This is a genomic window from Enterobacter sp. Tr-810, from assembly GCF_011752765.1.
GTDB lineage: Bacteria > Pseudomonadota > Gammaproteobacteria > Enterobacterales > Enterobacteriaceae > Enterobacter > Enterobacter soli.
This window is the reverse complement of record NZ_VWWW01000001.1, coordinates 157898-180695: the sequence shown is the minus strand read 5'-3', so window position 1 is coordinate 180695 and position 22798 is coordinate 157898. Positions and strand designations below refer to the sequence as shown.

The following is a 22798-nucleotide window of genomic DNA, read 5'->3' as shown; positions in this document are numbered from 1 at the left end:
ACGCAATGCGCGCAAGCATAGGCTTTTGTTATGTTAGCGGGAATACCCCCGCTGACGCTTCATGGTGAACATCTTGTCGTCGGCATCTTTCAGCCACTGCTGCAGATCGTTGCGGTTATGATCAAATTCGCTAACGCCCCAGGAGAACTTCAGCTGCCAGGGATGCAACTTGCGGTCGTTATACAAGGCAACCTGCTCGGTAAGATACTGCATGGCAATCCACGCCCCCTGCTCATCCGTATCGGCGAACAGCACGGCGAACTCATCGCCGCCAAAACGCACCAGCAGATCAGCTTCGCGGAACGACGCCCGTAAGAGTTCAGCCATCGCGGTCAACGCTTTATCACCCTCTTCATGCCCAAACCGATCGTTAATCTGTTTGAACTGATCCAGATCTATCCATCCCAGCGTCACCGGCTCTGCACGGCGGCGGGCAACAGAAAGCGCAAAATTAGCGAACTGATTAAACCCTCGCCGGTTATATAACCCGGTCAGTTCATCGGTTGTTGCCGCACTGATGGCCGCAAATTCATCCTCCACCAGCGCACTGAGATCGCTCAATACGGAAAGATCGGTATCTGAAAATTCGCGCGGCGTGTAATCGATAAGACATAGCGATCCCACACTGGCGCCATCGCGAAGACGCAGTGGCATCCCGGCATAAAACCGGATACCCGGCTGCCCGGTTACCAGAGGATTATCGGCAAAGCGCTCATCCTGATGGGTATCAGCCACCACCAGCGCTGCAGAGTGCAGAATGGTGTGACCACAAAATGAGATATTGCGGGGATAGGTGCAGTTGGCAGTGCCATCGATAGATCTGGCCACCAGCTCGTGTTCGGCCACCACGTTGACCATCACCAGCGGGACCTGGAAGAAACGCTTTGCCAGCCGGGTTAACCGGTCAAAGGCTTCTGAGCCATCAATATCAAGAAGCCCTGACTCTCGCAGAGAGTTCAGACGTTCCGTTTCATTTGCAGGGAATTCAGGTGCTTTCATACTGTCTCCTGACGCTTAGTTCTCTTAAAAGCGTAGCCTAAACAGAGACATTTTCAGTGTGCGAATATTCTGTTCTTGCCTTCACGCTTGGCCTGATAAAGCGCGCTATCTGCGGCCTGTAGCCAGTCGGTAACGCTTCTCATGTCGCGCGTGGCACACGCTATACCAATACTGAGCGTGCAATGCACGGCCTCTTGCGCCACATCTTTCATTATCGCGGCGGCTTCCATAATGCGTGTTGCCACAATATGGGCCTCATCGATGGTGGTATCGGGTAGCAGGATAACAAACTCGTCGCCCCCCAGTCGCGCCGGGGTGTCGGCGGGTCGTGTCGCCAGATGCAATATTTGTGAAACGGTCGCCAGCATGGCATCTCCCACCTTGTGGCCAAACCGGTCGTTCACTTCCTTAAAATTGTCGATGTCGATAAACATCAGTGCCGATTCACGGCACGCCTGCTGAAGCTTCTTCAGCTCATTATCAATACGTTTTTCGAGCAAACGTCGGTTAGCGATATCCAGCAGCGGATCCATCATCGCGATGCGCTCAAGCTCGCGGCTTTTAATCCGTAGACGCAGCGCGATACTGTCGGTGAGCACGCTCAGGGCGATAAGGTAAATGGCAATCAGGGGCAAGGTCGCGAACATAGTTCGCTGGGAGACAAACATATCGACCGCCATTCCCTGGGTCAGCCAGCTCACAAGAAACACGCCCAGCATCGCAGCGGCGGCTCTCTTCATCAGGGTAAAACCGCCCGCAGAAAGCCGGTCGGCAAGCAAAATGGTGGCAATCACCACCGAGGGCAGCGGATTGACCGCCATCATGGCAATCCAGAAGCCCCCCGCGCCGGCATCAAACACCAGATTTTGATGCTCTGTCTCCAGAGGCACCAGTGATTTTCGTGAACGAAACCAGGCAAGCGTCGGCCAGATAAAGGCATTCACCCCCAGCAGAATCATTAGCCAGACTGAACGTTGATGTTCGATCAAGACGCAGAGGATCGGAATAAAACAGAGCAATGTCCCGAGAATACGCATCAGGTACATACGTTTGACAAACCGACTTCCTGGTAAGCGAGGATTGTTACTGAGTTTGTCAGTTCCGTTCATGCCACGATTTTTCCGATATATTTCTTGCGGTATCTTATTGAGCTTAAAAATGCGTAGCAAGCAATTTATCAGCGAATCGTTAACATCAATGTCGCATTCTACCTAATGTGGTTACGCTTACACCGGTTATGTTCCACTCTCAGGTTCCGCCACGATCAAATCGTCTGACAAACGTGCACTGGTACGATTTCGCCCTGCTTTTTTCGAACGATACAGATAATCGTCCGCCTCGGCCATCAGCCGGGTAAAGACCTCTGTCAGCTGCCAGGATTCCGACTTACCGCTCCCCAGACCGATGCTCACGGTAATAAACAGCGTTTGTTGCCGCCAGATAAACGGATGGTTTGCTATCGAAACTCTAATACGTTCCGCCAGTTCAATGCCTTTACGGGCGTCGCCGGAATTCACCACAACCGCGAACTCTTCGCCGCCCATGCGTGCCACCATTCCTTCTTCACCCACCACCTTTTGCACTTTCTGGGCAAAGGTCGCCAGTACCCGGTCCCCGCACTCATGACCGTAGTTATCGTTAATGCTCTTGAAGTAGTCGATATCCAGCAGCATCACCGTCAGGTAACGAGGATGGCGATGGGCCTCTTCACGCTTAAGTGCTTCATACAGGCCCGAACGGGAATAGACATGGGTCAGAAAATCGAAATCGGCACGTAGCGAAACTTGTTTAATCAGCGAGTTAATAGCCGCCACGCTGACGGAAACCATCACCGGGCAGATAGCCATGGTCGCAATACCAAGACGAGCAGAAAACATCAGTGGCGTGGAAAGCGGCGTTGCAACGGCAATATTGATAATCGAGTTTGCCACCAGGATCACTTCGACGGCGCCCGTCAGGAAGGTCAGCAGACAGGTCGCGGGTAGTGAATAGCGCACGGCACACCAGATAAGCGCAGGCAGCGGAAAAGCCAGGCTACCGGCGCCACCAATGACAACCGATGCCACAACCGAAATAATCAACGCCAGAACCGGTAAGCATTTTTCCGGTGCAGGCAAGGACGGAATTAATCGCTGCGGCATTTTCACCGTCAGCATACAAGGCACAATCAGCACCCCGGTTGAGAACTGCTCGCTAAACCAGTCCGCAAACAGTGGCCAGAAGGTTTTACTGTCAATCCCGACCGAACCAAACGCCCCCAGCAATGCGCAGAACACGGCCGCAATCAGGCAGTAATTAAACAATCGCAGCGCATTAATCGGGTCTGGTCTGCCCTTCAGCAGCCGCTTGTCACGCATGACCAGCAAGGCCACGATCACAATAAAGACCATATTCGACAGGTTGATCACTACCGACGCGATCCCCCAACTGGTGGTGACCGCGTCGTACATCAGCATGGCGACATACGACACCGCGTAATAATGCAGACGATTAAGATACGCATAACGGGCAAATACCCCCGCCATCACGCCATTCAGCGGCCAGAAGAGAGATAACGCTTCCACCAGGCGTAGCTCTGCCCCCACAAAATAAAACAATGTGGTGAGTACGAATATCCCCACCGTATTTCGCAGAGGGCTATCTGGACGAAAAAGCTTGAACGACGCGATTGCAGAAGACATTAAATATCAATCCATATAATTGCTTATCGCAATTATTTGTGGTCATCAGCATGAATGGGAATAACCTAACATCCATCTATAGCACATATAGAACCGGATAATAACTCGTCAATTTTGGGGGTTCATCTGCAATACCAGCCAGTGATGTATTACGCCGACAATATATTGTTGTTGCTGTGCATCAAGCACTACGCCCTGCGGGATATGGTGCCATTTTTCCAGGCACCCCCGACAACAGGTTGCGGTAGCATGTTGCGCGATAAATACCGGATGGCCGCGCATGGGCGTTTGTTTTCCGTCATTCGCCGGATAAGCAGGCGCCAGTCTTTTAGCGACGAAGTCCGCGGCATGCTGGTCAATGGTGTCAGCACCTTTATCCCAACAGTATTGCCGCTCTTTAGGCCCCAGGCGAAAACGCGAACGAAATGTGGAACGCGCCAGTCGGGTAAATAACGGATTAAGTGTCGACATCAATACACGGAACGCCCCAGTCGCTGCGTGAGTTGCTCCAGTACCGCCACGCCCGCCAGCGAGTTACCCGTTTCATCCAGTTCCGGGCTCCAGACGGCAATCGCCATCTCATGCGGCACAATCGCCACTACGCCACCGCCCACGCCGGATTTTGCCGGCAGGCCAACGCGCCAGGCGAATTCCCCCGCGTTTTGATACATACCGCTGGTCGCCATCAAGGCATTAATCTGACGCGCCTGCATTGGTGAAACCACTTCCTGAGACAGATGCGATGCGTATCCCTGATGCGCCAGGAACAAAAACGTCTGGGCCAGTTCGACACAGCTCATTTTCAACGCACAATAATGAAAGTAATTTTGCAGAACCGTTGCAACATCATTATGGAAATTGCCGAAGGATTTCATCAGCCAGGCAATGGCGGCGTTGCGGGCAGAGTGCTCAAACTCAGAGCGGGCCACAACGGGATCGTAGGTAATATCCTGTACACCACAGAGCAAACGGACAATTTCGAGCATTCGCTGACGCGGCGCGCTCAGGCGACTTTGCAGCATATCGCACACCACCAGCGCCCCGGCATTAATAAAGGGGTTACGCGGTTTGCCGTGTTCAATTTCCAGCTGAAGCAGCGAGTTAAAGGGCTGTCCGGACGGATCCTTACCCACGCGCTGCCAGATCTCATCTTCGTCGTACTGGCGCATTGCCGCCACCAGACTCAGCACTTTCGAAATCGACTGAATAGAAAAGCGTTCTGTGGCATCTCCTGCCTGATAGCGCTGTCCATCCACCGTACAAATGGCGATGCCGAGTTTATTGCCGCTGACCGATGCCAGCGCCGGAATATAGTCGGCAACCTTTCCCTGTCCCAGCAATGGACGAACCTGCGCCAGAATCTCTTCCAGCATCTCATTATGGATGACCGCAGCCACACTTTGCTCCTTGCCCTTAGGCTAAAACGGGCTGCGAGTATAACAGAGGCTTATCTATCGCGTCAGGCGGGAAGACGAAAACGCGATACCGCCTGGAGTAAAACGTCGGACTCCTGATGCAAACGTTCGGAAGCCTGTGACGCGCCAGACACCAGCACATCCGTCTGACGTGATACCTGGTTTAGCGCCTGAAGCTGACGGGTCATCAGATGAATACTCTCCCCCTGGCTCATGGTGGCCACCGAGATATCATTCAGCAAACTGCTTAAATTCCCCACCAGACCGGTCACCTGTTGCAGATTATCCTCAAGACGGGTCACCGCTTTAGATCCGTCTTCTATCCCCTGCAAGGAGTGGTTAATCAGCTCCTGAATCGTTTGGGTTGAATGGCTGCTTTTACGCGCCAGTAATCCTACTTCTCTGGCCACCACCGCAAAGCCCCGCCCCTGATTACCCGCATGAGCCGCCTCAATGGCCGCATTCAGCGCCAGAATGTTGGTCTGAAACGCCACGTTGTCGATCATAGAGACGATCCCGCGCATTTCTGACGATCGCTCAACGATCGCCTGCATTGAGGCATTAACCGTGGACATCATCTGATCGCCACCGGCTGCCGCTTCCCGCGCTTCATCAGCCCGTGAACTGGCAAGCTTTGCATAACCGGTATTGCCCTCGACATGGGTTTCTAGCGAGGCAATATGCGCCGTCACCTCTTCCAGCTCTTTTGCCTGGCGCGCCGACTGCTGATACAGCTTCTGATTACCCTGCGCAAGCGAACCAATATTCTCAACCATTGAGGTGGTTGCCTCACTCACCTGGGTAACCAGTTGCTGTAATCCCTGCTGCATGGTGAAAATGCTGTCGCTCAGTTGCCCTATTTCACGGTTAAAGTGTGTCACATCCGGCGAACTGGCAGACAAATCCCCCGCCGCAAGCTGATTAATATGGCTAATCAGACGACGCAGCGGGGTAATGACCCACTTGGCCATACCAAACCAGACCACAATAACAATCGCCAGCAGCACCAGCGGGGCAAACAGGAACAACGTTTGTAACCCGGACAGGCGCTCCATTAAGGATTGTCGCCCCTCTGTGGCCTGCTTTTCGCTTATCTGCTGGAAGCGGGCATAGTTATCGTTGAAATCGGTCTGAAAAGCCTGTGCGGGTACCGCGAAAAAGGCATCGATGGAATTGGTTTTGATAAGCCCTTCGGCCTGCTCTTTGATGGCGCCATAGAAAAGCTGGTAGCTGTTCACCAGCGCTTCATCTTTCGGCGGGCTCAGCGCCAGCCATGCTTTCCACGCCTGCTGCGATGCATCGAGCGCCTTTTGCGCTTCATCCATCAGGCTGTGCCAGCTGCCGTCAGAGCCCGTCTCTTTATCCTGCATAAAGTACACACCCGAGCGGTTCAGTAAATCGCTGGCGGCCAGCAATGACACGCGCGCCTGATCCAGCTTTCCCTGTTGCTGGTAGGCCAGCTGATTATGCTGTTCGTTGCGTTGTGCTTCGCGAAGAGAGGCGGTAAGCAAGAATGAAGAGGAAAGTTGCAGTGCGGAGAAAAGCCCAATAATACAAAAGATGCCGGCCAGCAATCCAAACTGACGTGGAATGATGCGCTGCGCAATACGGCGAAAAATTTGCGTTAGGTTCATGATTTTCTTCTGTAACAATACCTTAGACGCGAAGGAGTCTACGAAACGAAAATGACAGAACCATTGCAGAAAAATGACAGAGAGCAGGAATTGCCGGGCAGCGATAATGCCTGCCCGGCTTGATAAGGTATTGATTAAATTAGACGCGATCCTTCCACACTGTCTGCACATTACAAAACTCGTGCAAACCGAAGTGAGAAAGCTCACGCCCAAAACCGCTTTTCTTCACGCCTCCAAAGGCCACGCGGGCATCGCTGGCGCTATAGCCATTGATAAACACGCCGCCGCACTCCAGTTCCCGGGAGAATGTCTCAGCCAGAGTATCGCTTGCGGTAAATACCGTCGCCGACAAACCAAAATCGCTGTCATTGGCGAGCGCCAGGGCATGAGCAGGATCTTTCGCGACCGTAATGGCGGCCACCGGGCCAAACAGCTCCTGACGAAACGCAGTCATTTCAGGGGTGACATTGCCCAGCACGGTCGGGGCGTAATAGTTACCCTCACCCGCGATTTTCTCACCGCCCAGCAGAAGGGTTGCGCCTTCGGCAAGGGACGCCAGAACCTGCTGATGCAGCTCATCACGCAGATCGTAACGCGCCATCGGGCCGACATAGTTTTCTTCTTGATCCGGTGCGCCCATCTTCAGCGCAGCCGTGGCTGCAACAAAACGTTGGGTAAAGGCATCGACAATGCCCTCTTCCACGATAAAGCGCTTCGCCGCCGCGCACACCTGCCCGGTATTTTGATACCGCCCGGCCACTGCCGCTTTCACTGCCAGATCCATATCCGCGTCGTTCAGGACGATAAAGGGATCCGATCCCCCCAGCTCCAGCACGCATTTTTTCAGTGCCGCCCCTGCCTGCGCACCAATCGCCGCCCCGGCACGCACGCTGCCGGTCACGGTGACGGCAGCAATACGACGATCGTTAATCGCCTGGCTTACTCCCTCATTGGTCGCATTAACCCAGCCAAACACACCCTGCGGGAAGCGGGCATCGGCAAAAATTTCGCCAATAAGCGAAGCCGAGCCGAGCACGTTCGGCGCGTGTTTTAGCAGATAGCTGTTACCGGCAAGCAGAATGGGTACTGCGCCACGCAGAACCTGCCAGAGCGGGAAGTTCCACGGCATCACGGCCAGGATCGGCCCCAGCGGACGATACTCAATGACCGCGTTGTGGTTTTCGACCTGAGTGGCTTCCGCTTTCAGCATTGCCGGGCCATGTTCGGCATACCAGTCACAAAGGTTGGCGGATTTGGTCACTTCACCGCGAGCCTGAGCAATGGGCTTACCCATCTCGCGGGACATCATTTGCGCCATCTCTTCGGCGCGCTGGCGAAGTGCGGCACCTAAGTCACGCAGTTTTTGCGCACGGTGAGCGACCGTTTCGTTGCGCCATTGACGGAAACCCGCATCGGCCAGCGTAATCGCCTGATCGACGTCGTCTTGCGATGCCCAGGGATAAGTCGCCAGGGTTTCGCCGGTGGCCGGGTTTACAGACAGCGCATGTGTGGCAGGTGAATGTGTCATGATTATCTCCATGCAATAACAGTTGATTCATTGTGGCCCACTCTGCTATTTCTTAAAAATGAATAATACTAACCACCTTATTCACGAATCGAGAATGGCATGGACTTAACTCAGCTTGAAATGTTTAACGCCGTTGCGCAGACCGGCAGCATTACCCAGGCCGCGCAAAAGGTGCATCGCGTACCGTCTAACCTCACCACCCGTATCCGTCAGCTTGAAGCGGATCTGGGCGTTGAGCTGTTTATTCGTGAGAACCAGCGCCTGCGGCTTTCGCCCGCCGGGCACAACTTCCTGCGCTACAGCAAGCAGATCCTGGCGCTGGTTGACGAAGCACGCATGGTCGTGGCGGGCGATGAGCCCCAGGGATTATTTGCGCTCGGCGCACTGGAAAGCACCGCCGCCGTGCGAATCCCGGAAAGTCTGGCTCAGTTTAACCAGCGCTACCCGCGTATTCAGTTTGCCCTCTCGACCGGGCCATCCGGGACCATGATTGACGGTGTTCTGGAGGGTACACTGAGTGCCGCCTTTGTCGACGGGCCGTTATCGCACCCGGAGCTGGGAGGAATGCCGGTCTACCGGGAAGAGATGATGCTGGTTGCTGCGGCGGGACATCCTGAGGTTTCGCGGGCCACAGAGGTGAGCGGCCGTGATGTGTATGCGTTTCGCGCCAACTGCTCTTACAGGCGACATCTGGAAAGCTGGTTCCATGCCGACCGGGCAATGCCCGGGCGTATTCATGAGATGGAGTCCTATCACGGGATGCTGGCCTGCGTTATTGCTGGCGCAGGTATTGCGCTGATGCCCCGTTCAATGCTGGAAAGTATGCCGGGGTATCATCAGGTTGAGGCGTGGCCATTGGCAGAAAACTGGCGCTGGCTCACCACCTGGCTGGTGTGGCGACGCGGTGCAATGACCCGCCAACTGGAGGCGTTTATAGTGCTGCTAAACGAACGTCAACCACCAGCGCCTTCTCCATAAACAGGCTCAGGGGATCTGCAGTATACGGGGCAAACGGCAGGCGCATTTCGTAGCCACAGCGCTCATAAAGCCGCACCGCCGCATGTTGTTTGATCCCCGTTTCCAGCCGCACGGTATGGCAGTGGCGGCTCAACGCTTCATCTTCCAGCGCGGCTAACAGCGTTTCCCCCAGATGTTGCCCGCGATGGGTTGGATCAATGTACACCCGCTTCATTTCGCCGGTACCGTCACCGTTCAGCACCACCGCGCCGCAACCCACGGCCGTCAGCTGCTGGTCGCGAATGACCATCAGGATCAGGTTCTCTTCTGTCAGCTCCGATAAATCAAGCAGATGGTTACTTTCCGCCGGATAGAGTTCGCTCTGATAACGATCAAGCGCCGCAATCAGATTGATGATGTCAGGATGGTGTGACGATTCAGAGGTAATAGAGTACATAGCAAGATCCTTATCATTTTATTTCATCTTTATTTCAAAATAGCGCAGCCACTTAAGGGTGCTTCATAGGATTAACTTATGCGTCTCTTCACCTGTTGCACGCCACCCCGTCCGGCAGTAATTTTGTGTACAGAAGCCGTTTAATCACAGTGGAAAACGAATGAACACCAAAGCCCGTAAAGTGATGATTATTGGTGCAGGAAACGTGGGTGCCTCTGCCGCCTACGCCCTGCTCAACCAGAACATTTGTGAAGAGCTGATACTTGTAGACTTAAACCGCGAGCGGGCCCAGGGCCATGCACAGGATCTCAGCGATGCTGCTGCCTATATGCCGGGGATGATGACTATCTCAACCCGTGAAGCCAGCGAGTGTGCCGATGTCGATATCGCGGTGATCACCGTTTCGGGTGGTGCGCTGAAACCAGGGCAAACTCGTCTTGATGAACTGAACAGTACCGCGCGTATTGTGAAAAGCATTGTCCCGCAGATGATGGAAAACGGCTTTAAGGGCATTTTCCTGATTGCCACCAACCCGTGTGACATCATTACCTGGCAGGTGTGGAAGCTGTCTGGCCTGCCGCGCAAGCAGGTGATCGGTACCGGCGTGTGGCTTGATACCACTCGTCTTCGCCGCACGCTGGCGCAGGAGCTGGATATTGGCGCGCAAAGTATTGATGCCTTTATTCTGGGCGAGCATGGGGATACCCAGTTCCCGGTCTGGTCGCACTCGTCGGTTTACGGTTCCCCCATTGCCGGGGTCTACCAGCGCCATACCGGGAAAGTACTCGATAAAGAGCAACTGGCGGAGAAAGTCCGCAAGCTGGGGTTTGAGATTTACAACCGCAAGGGCTGCACGGAATACGGGATCGCCGGGACCATCGCCGAGATTTGCCGCAACATTTTTACCGGCAGCCACCGCGCGCTGGCGATTTCCTGCATTCTGGACGGTGAGTACGGCGTAGATGGCGTGGCGATTGGTGTGCCTGCGGTACTGGCGCAGGGTGGCGTGCAGCAGATTATTGAATTGCAGCTGGCGGAAGAAGAACAGACCAAATTCCGCCACTCTGTTGAGGTGATTAAAAACAATATCGCCCGTCTTCCATAGCGGGCATTACGGCGCGAGGGTCAGCCGGGTATCGAGCTGGCCCAGTTGTTGCTGAATATCGTCATCAAGCCGGTTATCCGTCACGATATCCGTCAGGGTATTGAGATGGGCAACGTTAAACAACGACCAGGCACCGTACTTCGAGCTGTCTGCCAGCAACACGCGGCGTCGTGCGTTGGCAATCAGATCGCGTTTCAGCGCGGCTTTCTCTTCCGTTGGCGAGGTAATTCCCCGGGTAATGTCCCAGCCGTTACAGCTGACAAACGCCACATCAGGCCAGACGTTCTGCAACAGACGACGCCCGTGTTCGCCAATACAGGACTGACTGGAATCATCAATACGCCCGCCGATAATCGTCACTTCAATCTGCTTAAACTCGGACAGAAACAGCGCAATGTGCAGATCGCTGGTAATCACGCGCAGCGGCAGATGTGTTAACTGACGAGCGAGTTCAATCATAGTGGTTCCTGCATCCAGCACAATGGCATCGCCCGCTTTGACAAAACCCGCAGCCGCACTGGCGATGGCGTGTTTCTCGGCGAGACTTCTCTGCATTTTCTCGTGCGTGGTTGGCTGCGAGGGGATAAACCGGTTTAGCGTGACGCCGCCGTGAGTGCGGCTGATAACACCCTCCTGATCGAGCTTAATCAGATCGCGGCGAATGGTCGCCGGGGAGGCATCCGTCACCGCCACCAGTTGATCGACCGTCACCAGATTGTGCCCTTTCAGGTAATCCATTATCTGCTCTAACCGGTTATATCCCTTCATATTATTCCCGTGTGATTTGCATAGCTAACTGGATAGATACCGTCATGCTTTCGGACTTCGCTTTGCCAGTCCAGGCAATGTCGAACGCCGTCCCGTGGTCAGCAGAGGTTCGGATAAACGGTAATCCGGCGGTGATATTCACCCCGTCATAAAAACCGAGTAATTTTAATGGAATATGCCCCTGATCGTGATACATCGCAACGACCATATCGTACATTCCTTCGTGACACTGCATAAATACCGTATCCGGCGGGCACGGTCCGCTGACGTTCAGCCCCTGCGCCTTCATGGCTTCTACCGCCGGGCCGACTATCTTGATTTCTTCATCGCCAAATAACCCGTTTTCGCCCGCATGTGGATTAACCCCGGCAACGGCGATACGTGGGTTTGAAAACCCGACGCGTTTCAGGAAGGTATCGGCAATACCAATCACGGTTTTTACCCGATCCTGATTGAGGGTATCAAGGAATTTACGCAGGGCAATGTGCGTGGTGATATGAATGACCTTCAGTTTGTCGGTATACAGCACCATGGCGTAATCTTTGCTGTCAGTCAGATGCGCCAGCAATTCGGTGTGCCCCGGATAGTGGTGCCCCGCCAGATGCAGCGCCTCTTTGTTCAGCGGTGCCGTGGCGATGGCTTTTACGTCCCCGGCCATCGCAAGCTCCGTGGCACGACGCACGCAGCGATAAGCCAGATCGCCAGCCTGAGCCTGAACAACGCCAGGCTTTAGCGCATCCGGCTCTGCCAGTGGTTCATCCAGTACGTTAATGACCTTCGGTGCAAATTGCGCGTCACTGACCTTTTCGATAATACGAATGTCGGCCTGAGTCGTGATCCCTTTTTCCAGTACCCGTTGCAGCGTGCGGGCACAGCCCACCACCACCACCGGCGAGCCTGACAGCTCACCCTCCGTCAGGGATTTGATAATGATTTCCGGGCCAATGCCAGCCGGGTCACCCATGGTTACAGCAATAATATTAGTCACTCAGTCTCTCCTCGATAAAATGCAAAACCTCACGCAGCGTCTCTTCCTTTCCGAAGCCCCCTGCTTTGGTCATTACCGGCCGGAGCCAGGCACAACCCAGAAATTTGCCGTACGGCACGCACTGCGCAACGCGCCCTGTGATTTCAAACCCTTTAGCCCCAAGTGCCCTGGCGACCGCTATGGCCACATCGCCACCAGAGACATACAACGCATCAGGTGCGCATGCCGCGAGTGCCTGGCGTGTCAGTTCGCCCAGAAACGCGCAGATCGTTTCGCCAAGCTGGGCGCGGGTTAACTGTTGCTGCTGGCACAGCGTTTCAACCTGATGCCGTGCCGTCTCTGTCGCACAGGTATGGACAATGCAGTGATTACCCGCCTCCAGCGCCAGAGAGATCCGCGCGAGATATCCCGCCGTCACCCCGGTCAAAACATCATTCACGTCGATGAAAACGGACGACACCCCCGGCTGGCTGGCCGCCAGCGCGATTTGTTGTTGAGCGACTTCACTCATCGAACCCACCACCGCCAGCAGCTGTTTGCGGCGCCTCGGGGCAAGATGACGCGCCAGGGCATCACATAACCCGGCAGAACCCACCAGCAGCGGCACTGGGTCGCAATGCTGTGCAGCGGCAATGATGCTATCCAGCTCGCCATCACTCTGTGCATCCACAATCAGCAGTTCAGTGCCTTGCGCCAGTACGCTGGTAAGCGTATCGACCGTCACCACGGTGGCGTGGCTTTCGCCGAAAAGGTCGCCAATATCTGCACGTGGCACCGGCGTTTTCGGGTCGCTGGCAAATTCAGTTTCATTTACCGGGATCCCCTTTACCAGACACTTCCCCTGCTGTGTGGTGCGCCCGGCCGCGGGATACGCAGGCGCGACAATCACCTGTCGTTTACCGCTAATTGCCAGCAGGGTTGTGGTTTCCGCCGCAACATTGCCGCGCAGCGTGGAATCAATCTTCTTCACCAGCCACTGCGCCCCTGCGATATCCGGAGCAAGATGGGTAATTTTTTCAGCCGCATCTGATGCCTTTAATGCCCGGGAATCGGTATTGATCACCAGAACATCGGTTGAGGCCGTAAAAGGAGTATCAAACGCCACGCTCACTTTCTTACCGCAGAGCGCCAGGCTGACGCCCGCATCGTTGGCACCGGTAAAGTCATCGGCGATGACCACGACTTCTCTGTACAGGTTGTTCTCTTTCATCCCCACTCCGGGCTTATTTTTCCTGTTAATGATTATATTCAATCATAATTGATTATATGTGAGCAAGATCAAGTTATTCAGTTTGCGAATAAATTATAAATTTAGCCACACGATGACTGTGATTGCCTGCCAATGAGCGAAATCAATCACAGACACAGCGACAGGAGAAAAATGTGGTAACCATCAACAGCACCATCATCAGCGGCGCGGGTGCAATTCCTGCTATCAGACCGCTGCTGGCAGGAAAACAACGACTTCTACTGGTAACTGACGGCAATATCGCGCGTCTCGACGCCGCAAAGCAGATCCAGGCGATCCTCGAAGAAAATAACCGCAGCGTCACCCTTATCGACAATGTTCCGCCCGAGCCTTCTCACCACGATGTCAGTCACGTGCTGAACACACTCGATACCAGCGGGTTTGATCTGGTGGTGGGCATTGGCGGCGGTAGCGTTCTGGATGTGGCAAAACTGCTTTCTGTGCTGTGTCATCCGCAGTCTCCTGGGCTTGATAGCTTGCTGGCAGGAACGAAACCTACCGAGCGCCTGACTTCTTTACTGATCCCGGCCACCGCCGGAACCGGCTCAGAAGCAACGCCGAATGCCATTCTGGCGATCCCCGAGCAGAACACCAAAGTCGGAATTATTTCGCCGGTACTGCTGCCAGACTACGTGGCCTTGCTGCCGGAACTGACCACCAGTATGCCGGCGCACATTGCTTCATCGACCGGGATTGATGCGCTGTGCCACCTGATTGAATGCTTTACGGCAACGGTCTCCAACCCGGTAAGTGACAATGCAGCCCTGACTGGCTTGCATAAACTGCTAAATAATATCGAAACCGCCTGTGCTGAGACGGGCAACCTGGTAGCGAAGCTGGAGATGCTGTGGGCGTCTTACTACGGCGGCGTTGCTATTGCCCATGCAGGGACACATCTGGTTCACGCGCTCTCTTATCCTCTCGGGGGCAAATATCACCTGCCACATGGGGTGGCGAATGCCATTTTGCTGGCACCGTGTATGCGTTTTGTCCGCCCTCACGCCGTGGAAAAGTTCGCTCAGGTCTGGGATCTGGTGCCGGGCGCGGATACCCGCCTTTCGGCAGAGGAAAAATCTCATGCTCTGGTGGACTACTTTGCGGCCTTGGTCCGCAGTCTCAACCTGCCAGACAACCTCGAAACGCTTGGCGTACCGCGAGATGACATCGCCTCATTGAGCGATGCCGCGCTTAACGTCAAGCGGCTGATGAATAACGCGCCTTGTCAGGTTAACCACGACGAGGTGCAGGCCATCTACCGGACTCTGTTTCCGCAAAATTGAAATCGAAGGAGTGAATAATGCGTAACAAAATCGAGGGTGTGCTGACGGCAATCGTCACCCCCTTTGACGCTGAAGGTGCCCTTAATCTGCCCGGTCTGGCGCGCCAGGTTACACGCCAGCTGGATGCCGGGAACGGCATTTTTTGCGGGGGAACAAACGGCGAGTTCTTTGTGCTGAACGAAGAGGAAAAAGTGTCCGTCACCCGTACCTGCGTGGAAACCGTAGCCGGGCGCGCGCCGGTGGTGGCGCACATCGGGGAGATCTCTACCCGAGAAACCCTGCGTCTGGGGAAACGGATTGCTGCACTGGGCGTGGATGCCGTGTCGGTCATTACCCCCTGGTTTGTACCGCTAAAACAGGCCGAACTTATCACCCACTACACGGCGATTGCCGATGCCCTGAGCGTGCCGGTATTTCTGTACAACATCCCCGCGCGAACTGGCAACACCATTGAACCCGACACCGCCCGGATGCTGGCGGAGCACCCAAACATTATCGGCATCAAGGATAGCGCGGGCAGCTACGAGAGCCTGAGCGGATTTCTGAATGCGGTACGCGATATCGACGGTTTCGATGTGCTGAACGGCCCGGACTCGCTGATTCATCAGGGGTTTGTAGACGGCTGTTCCACCTGTATTTCCGGGCTGGCAAACGTCGCCCCTGTGGCCATTAACGCCATCTGGTCACGCTTTAAGGCCGGTGATATCGACGGTTCGCGGCGGGCGCAGGAAAGTGTCACTCAGCTTCGCACCGATTTGTATAGCGTGGCCTTTTCACCCGCAGCGGTCAAAAAAGCGTTGCAGATCATGGGTGAAGACGTTGGAGAAAGCCGTTACGCCGTGGCATTTAACGAGCAACAGCTACAACAGATACGCCAAATTGTGACAGCGTCACTTAACTAACCGGCGTTTGGTTTCGTCAATAAGAATACCGGGTGCCGCTGGCGCCCAGGATTCACTCGCCCTGAAGAGAGGCAAAGATGAATAATTTTACCGCTCAAGATACCCTCATCATTGTTGGCATTGTCATTGCCTACATCCTGTTCACTACCTGGCTGACCTTCCGTCTGCGCAGTAAGAACTCCGGCGACTTTATGGAAGGCTCCCGTGCAATGCCTGCCTTTATCGTCGGGATTTTGCTGATGTCGGAATACATTGGCGCGAAGTCCACGATTGGCACGGCGCAGGCCGCATTCGAAGACGGCTTTGCTGCGTCCTGGTCAGTTATTGGCGCGGCCATTGGCTTCCCGCTGTTTGGCCTGTTGCTGGTCAAACGTATCTATAACACCGGGAAAATCACCATTTCCGGCGCCATTGCCGAGAAGTACGGCAATAGTACCAAAAACATCATCTCCATCATCATGATCTACGCTCTGCTGCTGGTTAACGTCGGGAACTACGTTAGCGGTGCGGCAGCGATTTCAACGGTGCTGAAGGTGAATCTGCCGGTTGCGGCCTTTATCACCGCCATTGTCAGTACCTTCTATTTCGCCTTTGGCGGGATGAAAGGTGTGGCGTGGGTAACCCTGCTACACAGCGGACTGAAATACTTTGGCATCCTGGTCATCATGGGCTTTGCGCTGTCCAAAACCGGCGGCTTTACGCCAATGATCGAACAAATGCCGCACTACTACTGGACCTGGGACGGTAATATCGGCGCGACAACTATCTTCGCGTGGCTTATCGGCACCATTGGCTCCATCTTCTGTACGCAGTTCGTCATTCAGGCGATTTCATCGACCAAAGATGTGAAATCTGCGAAACGTTCGACCTGGGTGGCGTTCTTCTTCTGCCTGCCGATTGCGCTGGCGATTGCGGTAATTGGCGTGGCGGCAAAATACCTGCACCCGGAAATTAACAGCCTGTACGCCATGCCTATCTTTTTGCAGGATATGAATCCGTGGCTGGCAGGGCTTGTGACAACGTCACTTGTAGCCTCTATTTTCGTCAGTGTGAGTACCGTTGCATTGGCTATCGCCTCACTGGTGGTGAAAGATTTTTACGTGCCTTACCGCAACCCGACCCCGGAACAGGAATTTAAGGCAACGCGCTGGCTGTCATTGCTGATTGGTTTCCTGCCACTGATATTTGTGCTGCTGGTGCCTGAAGTTCTCAAACTCTCATTCTTCACCCGCGCCATTCGACTGTCGATTTCAGTGGTCGCAGTCATTGCCTTCTACGCCCCGTTCTTCCGCAGCACCCGTGGCGCTAACGCTGGCCTGATTGGTGCCTGCGTGGTGACCTCGGTGTGGTATCTGCTGGGCGATCCGTTTGGTATCAACAACATGTACATCGCCCTGCTGACCCCTGCTGTCATTATGGTGATCGACCGCTTAATTCCGGGTAAAGCCAGCACCAAAGCGCCCACCCCTGTTGAAAATAATGGAGTCTGATATGTCTGTAACCGTAACCCGCGACGGTATTGTTCGCCCACAACTGCAGGATATTCGAGTGGAGACGGCCATGCTGCCTTCATCCTGCCCACAAAACCATGCGGCCAATTTGCTGCCACTGCCGGATGGCTCACTGATGTGCGTCTGGTTTGGCGGCACGCAGGAAGGGATCGCGGATATCTCCGTGTGGGGCTCGCGTCTTGCCCGGGGGAGCCAGCAGTGGAGCGAGGCGGTCAAACTGTCTGAGGACGCGACACGCTCTGAGCAAAACCCGTTGCTGTTCCTGGCCCCGGATAACGTGCTGTGGCTTTTATGGACGGCGCAGGTATCGGGTAATCAGGACACGGCCATTGTGCGCTATCGTCAGTCTCATGACCTGGGAAACAGCTGGGGCGAGATTGCCACCCTGCTCGACAAGCCGGGTACCTTTATTCGCCAGCCCATCACCGTGCTGAATAACGGCAACTGGCTGTTGCCGGTGTTCTACTGCCGCACTCAGCCGGGCGAGAAATGGGTGGGTAACGACGATATCAGTGCGGTAAAAATCTCTGAGGATCAGGGGAAAACCTGGCGTGATGTCGAGGTACCTGAAAGCCTGGGTTGCGTGCACATGAACATCACGCCACTCAAAAACGGCAACCTGGTTGCACTGTTCCGTAGTCGCTGGGCAGACAACATTTACTACAGCCAGTCAGTCGACCATGGCGAGAGCTGGTCTGTACCCGAGCCAACGGTGCTGCCAAACAACAATTCATCTGTTCAGGTGACAACCCTTGAAAGCGGCGAACTGGCGCTGGTATTTAACCACATGAGTGCTGCCGGTGCGCTGGAAAGACGTGCCTCTTTATACGATGAGATCGACGATGGCGACGGACGCAAAGAGCCAGTAGTGACCAGCGGACGGGCAGCCTTCTGGGGTGCGCCGCGTGCACCAATGACGGTGGCTATCTCGCCAGACGGCGGCAGAAGCTGGCCGTGGCAGCGCCATCTGGATGAAGGTGACGGCTACTGCATGACCAACAACTCGCTGGAAAAGCTGAACCGCGAATTCTCCTATCCGAGCATTAAACAGGGTCAGGATGGCGCATTGCATATTGCCTATACCTATTTTCGCCAGGCTATTAAATACGTGCGCGTAAAGCCAGAATGGGTCAAGGAGTCGGTATGATTATTGGACATCTGAACGCCCTGCCGCTGGCCGGGCTTCCGTCAGCGCTTTACACGATACTCTCTCGCCCTGACTGCGCATTGGATGCGCTCAGCGCACGCGATGACGGACGCTGGCAGCCTGAAGATTGCACCTGGTTTTGCCATATCGGCCCGGTGCAAACCCAACCGCAAGCACTTCGTCATACGGAATACCATCATCAGTGGGCAGATATCCAGATTGTGTTGTCGGGCGAGGAGATTATCCATGCTGGCACCGAATCCGTCGCCCGGCCGGACGATGAGGAGCGCAAACCGGATCTCTTTATTACGACAAAGGCCAGGCACAGCGTTGGCGTTCGTCTCGCTGCGGGATCGTTCGCCATTTTCTTACCCGGCGAACCGCATCAGGCGCTGTGTGCGGTAGATAACCCCATGACCATTCGCAAAGCGGTGTTTAAAGTTCCGCGTGCCTTGCTGGAGATGTGATATGCGCCATGCGATTGTCACCGGTGCCAGTTCAGGAATTGGTGAAGCCATGGTGTCCCGGCTTCTGGCGCAGGGCTGGCAGGTCACGGGGCTGAGCCGCAGACACATTTTGCGGGATCACCCGGCATTTGCCAGCCTGAGCGTCGACATCAGCGATACCGAAGCCCTGCTCGGCGCTTTACAGGATCTCCCCGTGCCTCAGGCGGTGATCCACGCCGCCGGCATGATGGCGGCCGCACCGCTGGGGAATCTTGACCGCGGGGTTAGCAACGTCCTGTGGAGTCTGCATGTTCAGGCGTGCGAAGTGCTCTTTAACCACTTCGCCCCCCGAATGTCACCAGGCGGTCGGTTTGTCGCCATCGGCAGCAGGACATCCCGCGGCGCGGCTGGCCGCTCGCAGTATGTCGCCACCAAAGCGGCGATGGTCGGAATGGTCAGAAGCTGGGCGGCTGAGCTTGCGCCACGTGGCATTACCGCAAATGTGGTAGCGCCCGGGGCGACGCAAACCCCGATGCTGAGCGCACCCGGGCGTGAAACATCGCCCCCAAAATGCCCGCCGATCGGGCGCTTGATCGCGCCAGAGGAAGTGGCTGCGTTAGTCAGTTTTTTGCTGAGCGAAGAAGCCGCCGCCATCACCGGGCAGGAAATGGTAATATGCGGCGGAGCATCACTCAGTTAACGCAGATAAATACGCCCTTTCAGATACAGCGTGGCTTGTCCGCCAATCAACACACGATCGCCCTGCAATTCGCAGCGCAAATCCCCACCCCGCCGGGATACCTGGCGGGCGTTTAACTGGGTTTTGCCCAGTTTCTCGCTCCAGTATGGAATTAACATGCTGTGCGCTGAACCGGTCACCGGATCTTCCGGCACCCCTTCTCCCGGGCAGAAAAAGCGGCTGACAAAATCGTACTGGTCACCCGGTGCGGTGATGCAGACCATTTTATCCAGCGGGATCATCGCCGGGATATCCGGCGTAATGGCTTCCACCTGCTGCTGGTTTTCCAGCACCACCATGTAATCACGCCCTACACGCACCTCTTTTGCACTGCTGATACCCAGCGCGCTGAAGAGTAACGCCGGTGGGTTGTCCACCACCTCCGTAGACCATGCCGGGAAGTTCAGTGTCAGCCAGTCACCGTGACGTTTTACCGTCAGGTTGCCAACAAAACGGGTGGAGAATTTGATTTCTGTATGCGGATAGTTGAGATATTCAAAAATGACATGGGAGGCCGCCAGCGTGGCGTGCCCACAGAGGTTAATCTCGTCCAGCGTGGTGAACCAGCGCAGTTCAAATCCGTCATCCGTGTGCACAAAGTACGCGGTTTCCGACTGGTTGTGTTGTTGCGCCATTTTGAGCAACGTTTCGTCCGGCAACCACGCTTCCAGCGGGCAAACGGCTGCTGCGTTGCCGCCAAAAGAGGTGTCGCTAAAGGCATCTACCAGATAAAAATCAATTTCCTGCATTGTCTCTTCCTCTGTTGTTATATGTTTTTAGCGCAAAAATACGGTGCCTTTCAGATAGAGCGACGCCTGGCCACCCATCAGTACGCGGTGCCCATTCAGTTCACAGCGAACATCACCGCCGCGGGCTGATATCTGGCGGGCGAACAGCGAGGATTTCCCCAGTTTCTCGCTCCAGTATGGGATAAGCATGGTGTGCGATGAACCGGTGACGGGATCTTCCCAGACGGCAACGCCCGGCGAGAAAAAGCGGCTGACAAAATCGTATTGCCCATTACCGCGTGCAGTAACAGCGACCTTATGTTCACCTGGCGTCATCGCTGAGATGTTCGGCGTGACCGCTTCCACCTGCTGTTGGTTTTCCAGCACAATAACCCAGGCCCGGCCTTTGCGCGCTTCAACATAGTGGCTTATCCCAAGAGCCGAAAGCAACTCTGGCGGCGGGGTTTGTGCCTGAGTTGGGCAGGCCGGGAAATCCAGCGTCATCCAGTCACCTTCGCGGCTGACGGTCAGGCGGCCAGATGCTGTATCGAAATGAATTCGTGAATCGGGGTAACCCAGTTCGTTAAACAATACATACGCACTGGCGAGCGTTGCATGACCGCAGAGATTGACCTCCGTTACGGTGGTGAACCAGCGAAGTTCGATACCGCCCTTGCTGCACACAAAAAACGCGGTTTCCGACTGGTTATGCTGCTGCGCCATCTTGAGTAACGTCTCATCCGGCAGCCACTCCTTTAACGGGCAGACTGCCGCCGGATTGCCCCCAAACGCAGTATCACTGAACGCATCAACCAGATAAAAATCAATCTCCTGCATTGTCATACCCCCTGTTATTATTGTGTTGTTCTTTATATTCAATGAAAACACCCGCCTTCGCTACCGCTGTCATAAGGTAAATTTTGAGATCTGAGTCACATAATGATTGAGTTTTAGCCATTTAACGCTTTAAGATCCCCGTCACATCCTCCAGGCAACGGTTCCAGACATCCCTATGACAACAAACACAGTTTCCCGCAAGGTCGCGTGGCTACGTGTGGTCACGCTTGCCATCGCAGCGTTTATCTTCAATACCACTGAATTTGTCCCTGTTGGGCTGTTGTCCGACATTGCGGAGAGTTTCCAGATGGAGACCGCTCAGGTTGGCATCATGCTGACTATTTACGCCTGGGTGGTGGGCATGATGTCGCTGCCGTTTATGCTGCTGACCAGCCAGATGGAGCGGCGCAAACTGCTGATTGGGTTGTTCGCCTTATTTATCGCCAGCCACGTGCTGTCGTTTATGGCCTGGAACTTTACCGTGCTGGTGATAAGCCGCATCGGGATTGCCTTTGCCCACGCGGTCTTCTGGTCAATCACCGCCTCGTTAGCCATCCGACTCGCCCCAGCCGGTAAGCGCGCCCAGGCGTTAAGCCTGATCGCAACCGGTACCGCGCTGGCCATGGTTTTAGGCTTGCCGATTGGTCGTGTGGTGGGGCAATACTTTGGCTGGCGTACCACCTTCTTCGCCATTGGCGTGGGCGCCCTGGTTACGCTGCTGTGCCTGATCAAACTGCTGCCAAAAATGCCAAGCGAACACTCTGGTTCACTGAAAAGTCTGCCGTTGCTATTCCGCCGCCCTGCGCTGATGAGTATCTATCTGCTCACCGTGGTGGTGGTGACGGCGCACTATACGGCCTACAGCTATATTGAGCCGTTTGTGCAGACCGTGGCCGGTTTTAGTGCAAACTTTGCCACCGTGTTACTGCTGATCCTGGGTGGCGCAGGCATCATCGGCAGCGTGCTGTTCGGGAAACTGGGTAATCAGCACGCATCGCTGCTGGTGAGCAGTGCCATTGGCCTGCTGCTGGCATGCCTGCTTCTGCTGATGCCTGCGGCAGACAGCGAAATGCATCTTGCCGTGCTGAGTGTTTTCTGGGGCGTGGCGATCATGATTATCGGCCTGGGAATGCAGGTTAAAGTTCTGGCGCTTGCCCCCGACGCCACCGACGTGGCCATGGCGCTGTTCTCCGGGATATTTAACATTGGGATCGGTGCAGGTGCGCTGGTGGGCAATCAGATAAGCCTGCACTTTTCGATGGCGTCGATTGGGTATATTGGCGCAATCCCGGCGCTGGCGGCGTTTATCTGGTCGGTGCTGATTTTCCGCAAATGGCCAGTGGCGATGGAAGAACAAGGTCAGCATGGGTGACGTTTGTTTGTGCCGGGTGGCGGCTTCGCGTTACCCGGCCTACAAAACCCGTAGG

At 55.1% G+C, this 22798-nt stretch carries 22 protein-coding genes; 9 read left to right on the top strand and 13 right to left on the bottom strand.

What is annotated here, in order from left to right; translation table 11 throughout:
- Positions 1-33: 33 nt before the first annotated feature.
- The 7 genes from F3J30_RS00745 to sad form a co-directional block, all read right to left on the bottom strand.
- Positions 34-999: a sensor domain-containing diguanylate cyclase gene (locus F3J30_RS00745; protein WP_166715304.1), complete on the bottom strand. Its 966-nt coding sequence runs from the start codon at positions 997-999 to the stop codon at positions 34-36.
- Between the two features lie 53 nt (positions 1000-1052).
- Positions 1053-2045 (bottom strand): sensor domain-containing diguanylate cyclase, encoded by a 993-nt coding sequence (locus tag F3J30_RS00740; RefSeq protein WP_166716676.1) that lies wholly within the window; start codon positions 2043-2045, stop codon positions 1053-1055.
- A 189-nt stretch (positions 2046-2234) separates the two neighbouring features.
- Entirely contained in the window at positions 2235-3680 is a 1446-nt protein-coding gene (locus F3J30_RS00735; RefSeq protein WP_166715303.1) for a GGDEF domain-containing protein, read from the bottom strand.
- Positions 3681-3788: 108 nt separating this feature from the next.
- The gene (locus F3J30_RS00730) at positions 3789-4151 is read right to left on the bottom strand and encodes a DUF4186 domain-containing protein (RefSeq protein ID WP_166715302.1); all 363 of its coding nucleotides are present in this window, start codon (positions 4149-4151) and stop codon (positions 3789-3791) included.
- Complete coding sequence (gene glsB / locus F3J30_RS00725; RefSeq protein ID WP_166715301.1) at positions 4151-5077, bottom strand: glutaminase B; 927 nt, start codon at positions 5075-5077, stop codon at positions 4151-4153. The genes F3J30_RS00730 and glsB overlap by 1 nt, the downstream gene beginning before the upstream one ends.
- Positions 5078-5139: 62 nt before the next feature.
- On the bottom strand, positions 5140-6729 hold the full coding sequence (locus F3J30_RS00720; protein WP_166715300.1) for a methyl-accepting chemotaxis protein: 1590 nt from the start codon (positions 6727-6729) through the stop codon (positions 5140-5142).
- 139 nt (positions 6730-6868) lie between these two features.
- Positions 6869-8257, bottom strand: a complete 1389-nt coding sequence (sad, locus tag F3J30_RS00715) for a succinate-semialdehyde dehydrogenase (protein WP_166715299.1) — start codon at positions 8255-8257, stop codon at positions 6869-6871.
- A 99-nt stretch (positions 8258-8356) separates the two neighbouring features.
- On the opposite strand from sad, the gene F3J30_RS00710 reads away from it, so the two are divergent.
- Complete coding sequence (locus F3J30_RS00710; protein ID WP_166715298.1) at positions 8357-9235, top strand: LysR family transcriptional regulator; 879 nt, start codon at positions 8357-8359, stop codon at positions 9233-9235.
- Here the strand turns inward: F3J30_RS00710 and F3J30_RS00705 are convergent.
- Complete coding sequence (locus tag F3J30_RS00705; RefSeq protein ID WP_166715297.1) at positions 9189-9671, bottom strand: GNAT family N-acetyltransferase; 483 nt, start codon at positions 9669-9671, stop codon at positions 9189-9191. The genes F3J30_RS00710 and F3J30_RS00705 overlap by 47 nt on opposite strands.
- A gap of 160 nt (positions 9672-9831) precedes the next feature.
- Between F3J30_RS00705 and F3J30_RS00700 the strand changes: the two genes are divergently transcribed.
- Positions 9832-10776: an L-lactate dehydrogenase gene (locus F3J30_RS00700; protein WP_166715296.1), complete on the top strand. Its 945-nt coding sequence runs from the start codon at positions 9832-9834 to the stop codon at positions 10774-10776.
- 6 nt (positions 10777-10782) lie between these two features.
- Here the strand turns inward: F3J30_RS00700 and F3J30_RS00695 are convergent, their stop codons facing one another.
- The 3 genes from F3J30_RS00695 to F3J30_RS00685 are packed head-to-tail and all read right to left on the bottom strand — an operon-like array spanning position 10783 to position 13742.
- Positions 10783-11544 carry a DeoR/GlpR family DNA-binding transcription regulator gene (locus tag F3J30_RS00695; RefSeq protein WP_014070286.1) on the bottom strand — a complete coding sequence of 254 codons (762 nt, stop codon included), beginning with the start codon at positions 11542-11544 and terminating at the stop codon, positions 10783-10785.
- 1 nt (position 11545) lies between these two features.
- Complete coding sequence (locus F3J30_RS00690) at positions 11546-12532, bottom strand: D-threonate 4-phosphate dehydrogenase (RefSeq protein ID WP_014070285.1); 987 nt, start codon at positions 12530-12532, stop codon at positions 11546-11548.
- Positions 12525-13742 (bottom strand): four-carbon acid sugar kinase family protein, encoded by a 1218-nt coding sequence (locus tag F3J30_RS00685; protein WP_166715295.1) that lies wholly within the window; start codon positions 13740-13742, stop codon positions 12525-12527. The genes F3J30_RS00690 and F3J30_RS00685 overlap by 8 nt, the downstream gene beginning before the upstream one ends.
- A 173-nt stretch (positions 13743-13915) precedes the next feature.
- On the opposite strand from F3J30_RS00685, the gene F3J30_RS00680 reads away from it, so the two are divergent.
- The 6 genes from F3J30_RS00680 to F3J30_RS00655 all read left to right on the top strand — a co-directional run bounded on the left by F3J30_RS00680 (position 13916) and on the right by F3J30_RS00655 (position 19767).
- On the top strand, positions 13916-15061 hold the full coding sequence (locus F3J30_RS00680; protein WP_166715294.1) for an iron-containing alcohol dehydrogenase: 1146 nt from the start codon (positions 13916-13918) through the stop codon (positions 15059-15061).
- Positions 15062-15078: 17 nt separating this feature from the next.
- Positions 15079-15963, top strand: a complete 885-nt coding sequence (locus tag F3J30_RS00675; protein ID WP_166715293.1) for a dihydrodipicolinate synthase family protein — start codon at positions 15079-15081, stop codon at positions 15961-15963.
- Between the two features lie 77 nt (positions 15964-16040).
- Complete coding sequence (locus F3J30_RS00670) at positions 16041-17453, top strand: sodium:solute symporter family protein (protein ID WP_166715292.1); 1413 nt, start codon at positions 16041-16043, stop codon at positions 17451-17453.
- Between the two features lies 1 nt (position 17454).
- Entirely contained in the window at positions 17455-18621 is a 1167-nt protein-coding gene (locus F3J30_RS00665; RefSeq protein WP_166715291.1) for an exo-alpha-sialidase, read from the top strand.
- Positions 18618-19088: a YhcH/YjgK/YiaL family protein gene (locus F3J30_RS00660; protein ID WP_166715290.1), complete on the top strand. Its 471-nt coding sequence runs from the start codon at positions 18618-18620 to the stop codon at positions 19086-19088. The genes F3J30_RS00665 and F3J30_RS00660 overlap by 4 nt, the downstream gene beginning before the upstream one ends.
- 1 nt (position 19089) lies before the next feature.
- A complete protein-coding gene (locus F3J30_RS00655) occupies positions 19090-19767 on the top strand; it encodes an SDR family oxidoreductase (RefSeq protein ID WP_166715289.1) in 678 nt (225 codons plus the stop codon).
- Here F3J30_RS00655 and F3J30_RS00650 read toward each other — a convergent pair.
- Together F3J30_RS00650 and F3J30_RS00645 are read right to left on the bottom strand one after the other, a co-directional pair.
- Positions 19764-20555, bottom strand: coding sequence for a PhzF family phenazine biosynthesis protein (locus F3J30_RS00650; RefSeq protein WP_166715288.1), 792 nt, complete (start codon positions 20553-20555; stop codon positions 19764-19766). The genes F3J30_RS00655 and F3J30_RS00650 overlap by 4 nt on opposite strands.
- A gap of 27 nt (positions 20556-20582) precedes the next feature.
- Positions 20583-21371: a PhzF family phenazine biosynthesis protein gene (locus F3J30_RS00645; RefSeq protein WP_166715287.1), complete on the bottom strand. Its 789-nt coding sequence runs from the start codon at positions 21369-21371 to the stop codon at positions 20583-20585.
- Between the two features lie 175 nt (positions 21372-21546).
- Between F3J30_RS00645 and F3J30_RS00640 the strand changes: the two genes are divergently transcribed.
- Complete coding sequence (locus F3J30_RS00640) at positions 21547-22743, top strand: sugar transporter (RefSeq protein WP_166715286.1); 1197 nt, start codon at positions 21547-21549, stop codon at positions 22741-22743.
- The last annotated feature ends 55 nt before the right edge of the window (positions 22744-22798 follow it).

What these genes read in the sequence shown, in the direction of transcription:
- F3J30_RS00745 (WP_166715304.1), bottom strand. Translation starts at nt 999, where the DNA reads ATGAAAGCACCTGAATTCCCTGCAAATGAAACGGAACGTCTGAACTCT.
- F3J30_RS00740 (WP_166716676.1), bottom strand. Translation starts at nt 2,045, where the DNA reads ATGTACCTGATGCGTATTCTCGGGACATTGCTCTGTTTTATTCCGATC.
- F3J30_RS00735 (WP_166715303.1), bottom strand. Translation starts at nt 3,680, where the DNA reads ATGTCTTCTGCAATCGCGTCGTTCAAGCTTTTTCGTCCAGATAGCCCT.
- F3J30_RS00730 (WP_166715302.1), bottom strand. Translation starts at nt 4,151, where the DNA reads ATGTCGACACTTAATCCGTTATTTACCCGACTGGCGCGTTCCACATTT.
- F3J30_RS00720 (WP_166715300.1), bottom strand. Translation starts at nt 6,729, where the DNA reads ATGAACCTAACGCAAATTTTTCGCCGTATTGCGCAGCGCATCATTCCA.
- sad (WP_166715299.1), bottom strand. Translation starts at nt 8,257, where the DNA reads ATGACACATTCACCTGCCACACATGCGCTGTCTGTAAACCCGGCCACC.
- F3J30_RS00710 (WP_166715298.1), top strand. Translation starts at nt 8,357, where the DNA reads ATGGACTTAACTCAGCTTGAAATGTTTAACGCCGTTGCGCAGACCGGC.
- F3J30_RS00705 (WP_166715297.1), bottom strand. Translation starts at nt 9,671, where the DNA reads ATGTACTCTATTACCTCTGAATCGTCACACCATCCTGACATCATCAAT.
- F3J30_RS00700 (WP_166715296.1), top strand. Translation starts at nt 9,832, where the DNA reads ATGAACACCAAAGCCCGTAAAGTGATGATTATTGGTGCAGGAAACGTG.
- F3J30_RS00695 (WP_014070286.1), bottom strand. Translation starts at nt 11,544, where the DNA reads ATGAAGGGATATAACCGGTTAGAGCAGATAATGGATTACCTGAAAGGG.
- F3J30_RS00685 (WP_166715295.1), bottom strand. Translation starts at nt 13,742, where the DNA reads ATGAAAGAGAACAACCTGTACAGAGAAGTCGTGGTCATCGCCGATGAC.
- F3J30_RS00675 (WP_166715293.1), top strand. Translation starts at nt 15,079, where the DNA reads ATGCGTAACAAAATCGAGGGTGTGCTGACGGCAATCGTCACCCCCTTT.
- F3J30_RS00670 (WP_166715292.1), top strand. Translation starts at nt 16,041, where the DNA reads ATGAATAATTTTACCGCTCAAGATACCCTCATCATTGTTGGCATTGTC.
- F3J30_RS00665 (WP_166715291.1), top strand. Translation starts at nt 17,455, where the DNA reads ATGTCTGTAACCGTAACCCGCGACGGTATTGTTCGCCCACAACTGCAG.
- F3J30_RS00660 (WP_166715290.1), top strand. Translation starts at nt 18,618, where the DNA reads ATGATTATTGGACATCTGAACGCCCTGCCGCTGGCCGGGCTTCCGTCA.
- F3J30_RS00655 (WP_166715289.1), top strand. Translation starts at nt 19,090, where the DNA reads ATGCGCCATGCGATTGTCACCGGTGCCAGTTCAGGAATTGGTGAAGCC.
- F3J30_RS00650 (WP_166715288.1), bottom strand. Translation starts at nt 20,555, where the DNA reads ATGCAGGAAATTGATTTTTATCTGGTAGATGCCTTTAGCGACACCTCT.
- F3J30_RS00645 (WP_166715287.1), bottom strand. Translation starts at nt 21,371, where the DNA reads ATGCAGGAGATTGATTTTTATCTGGTTGATGCGTTCAGTGATACTGCG.
- F3J30_RS00640 (WP_166715286.1), top strand. Translation starts at nt 21,547, where the DNA reads ATGACAACAAACACAGTTTCCCGCAAGGTCGCGTGGCTACGTGTGGTC.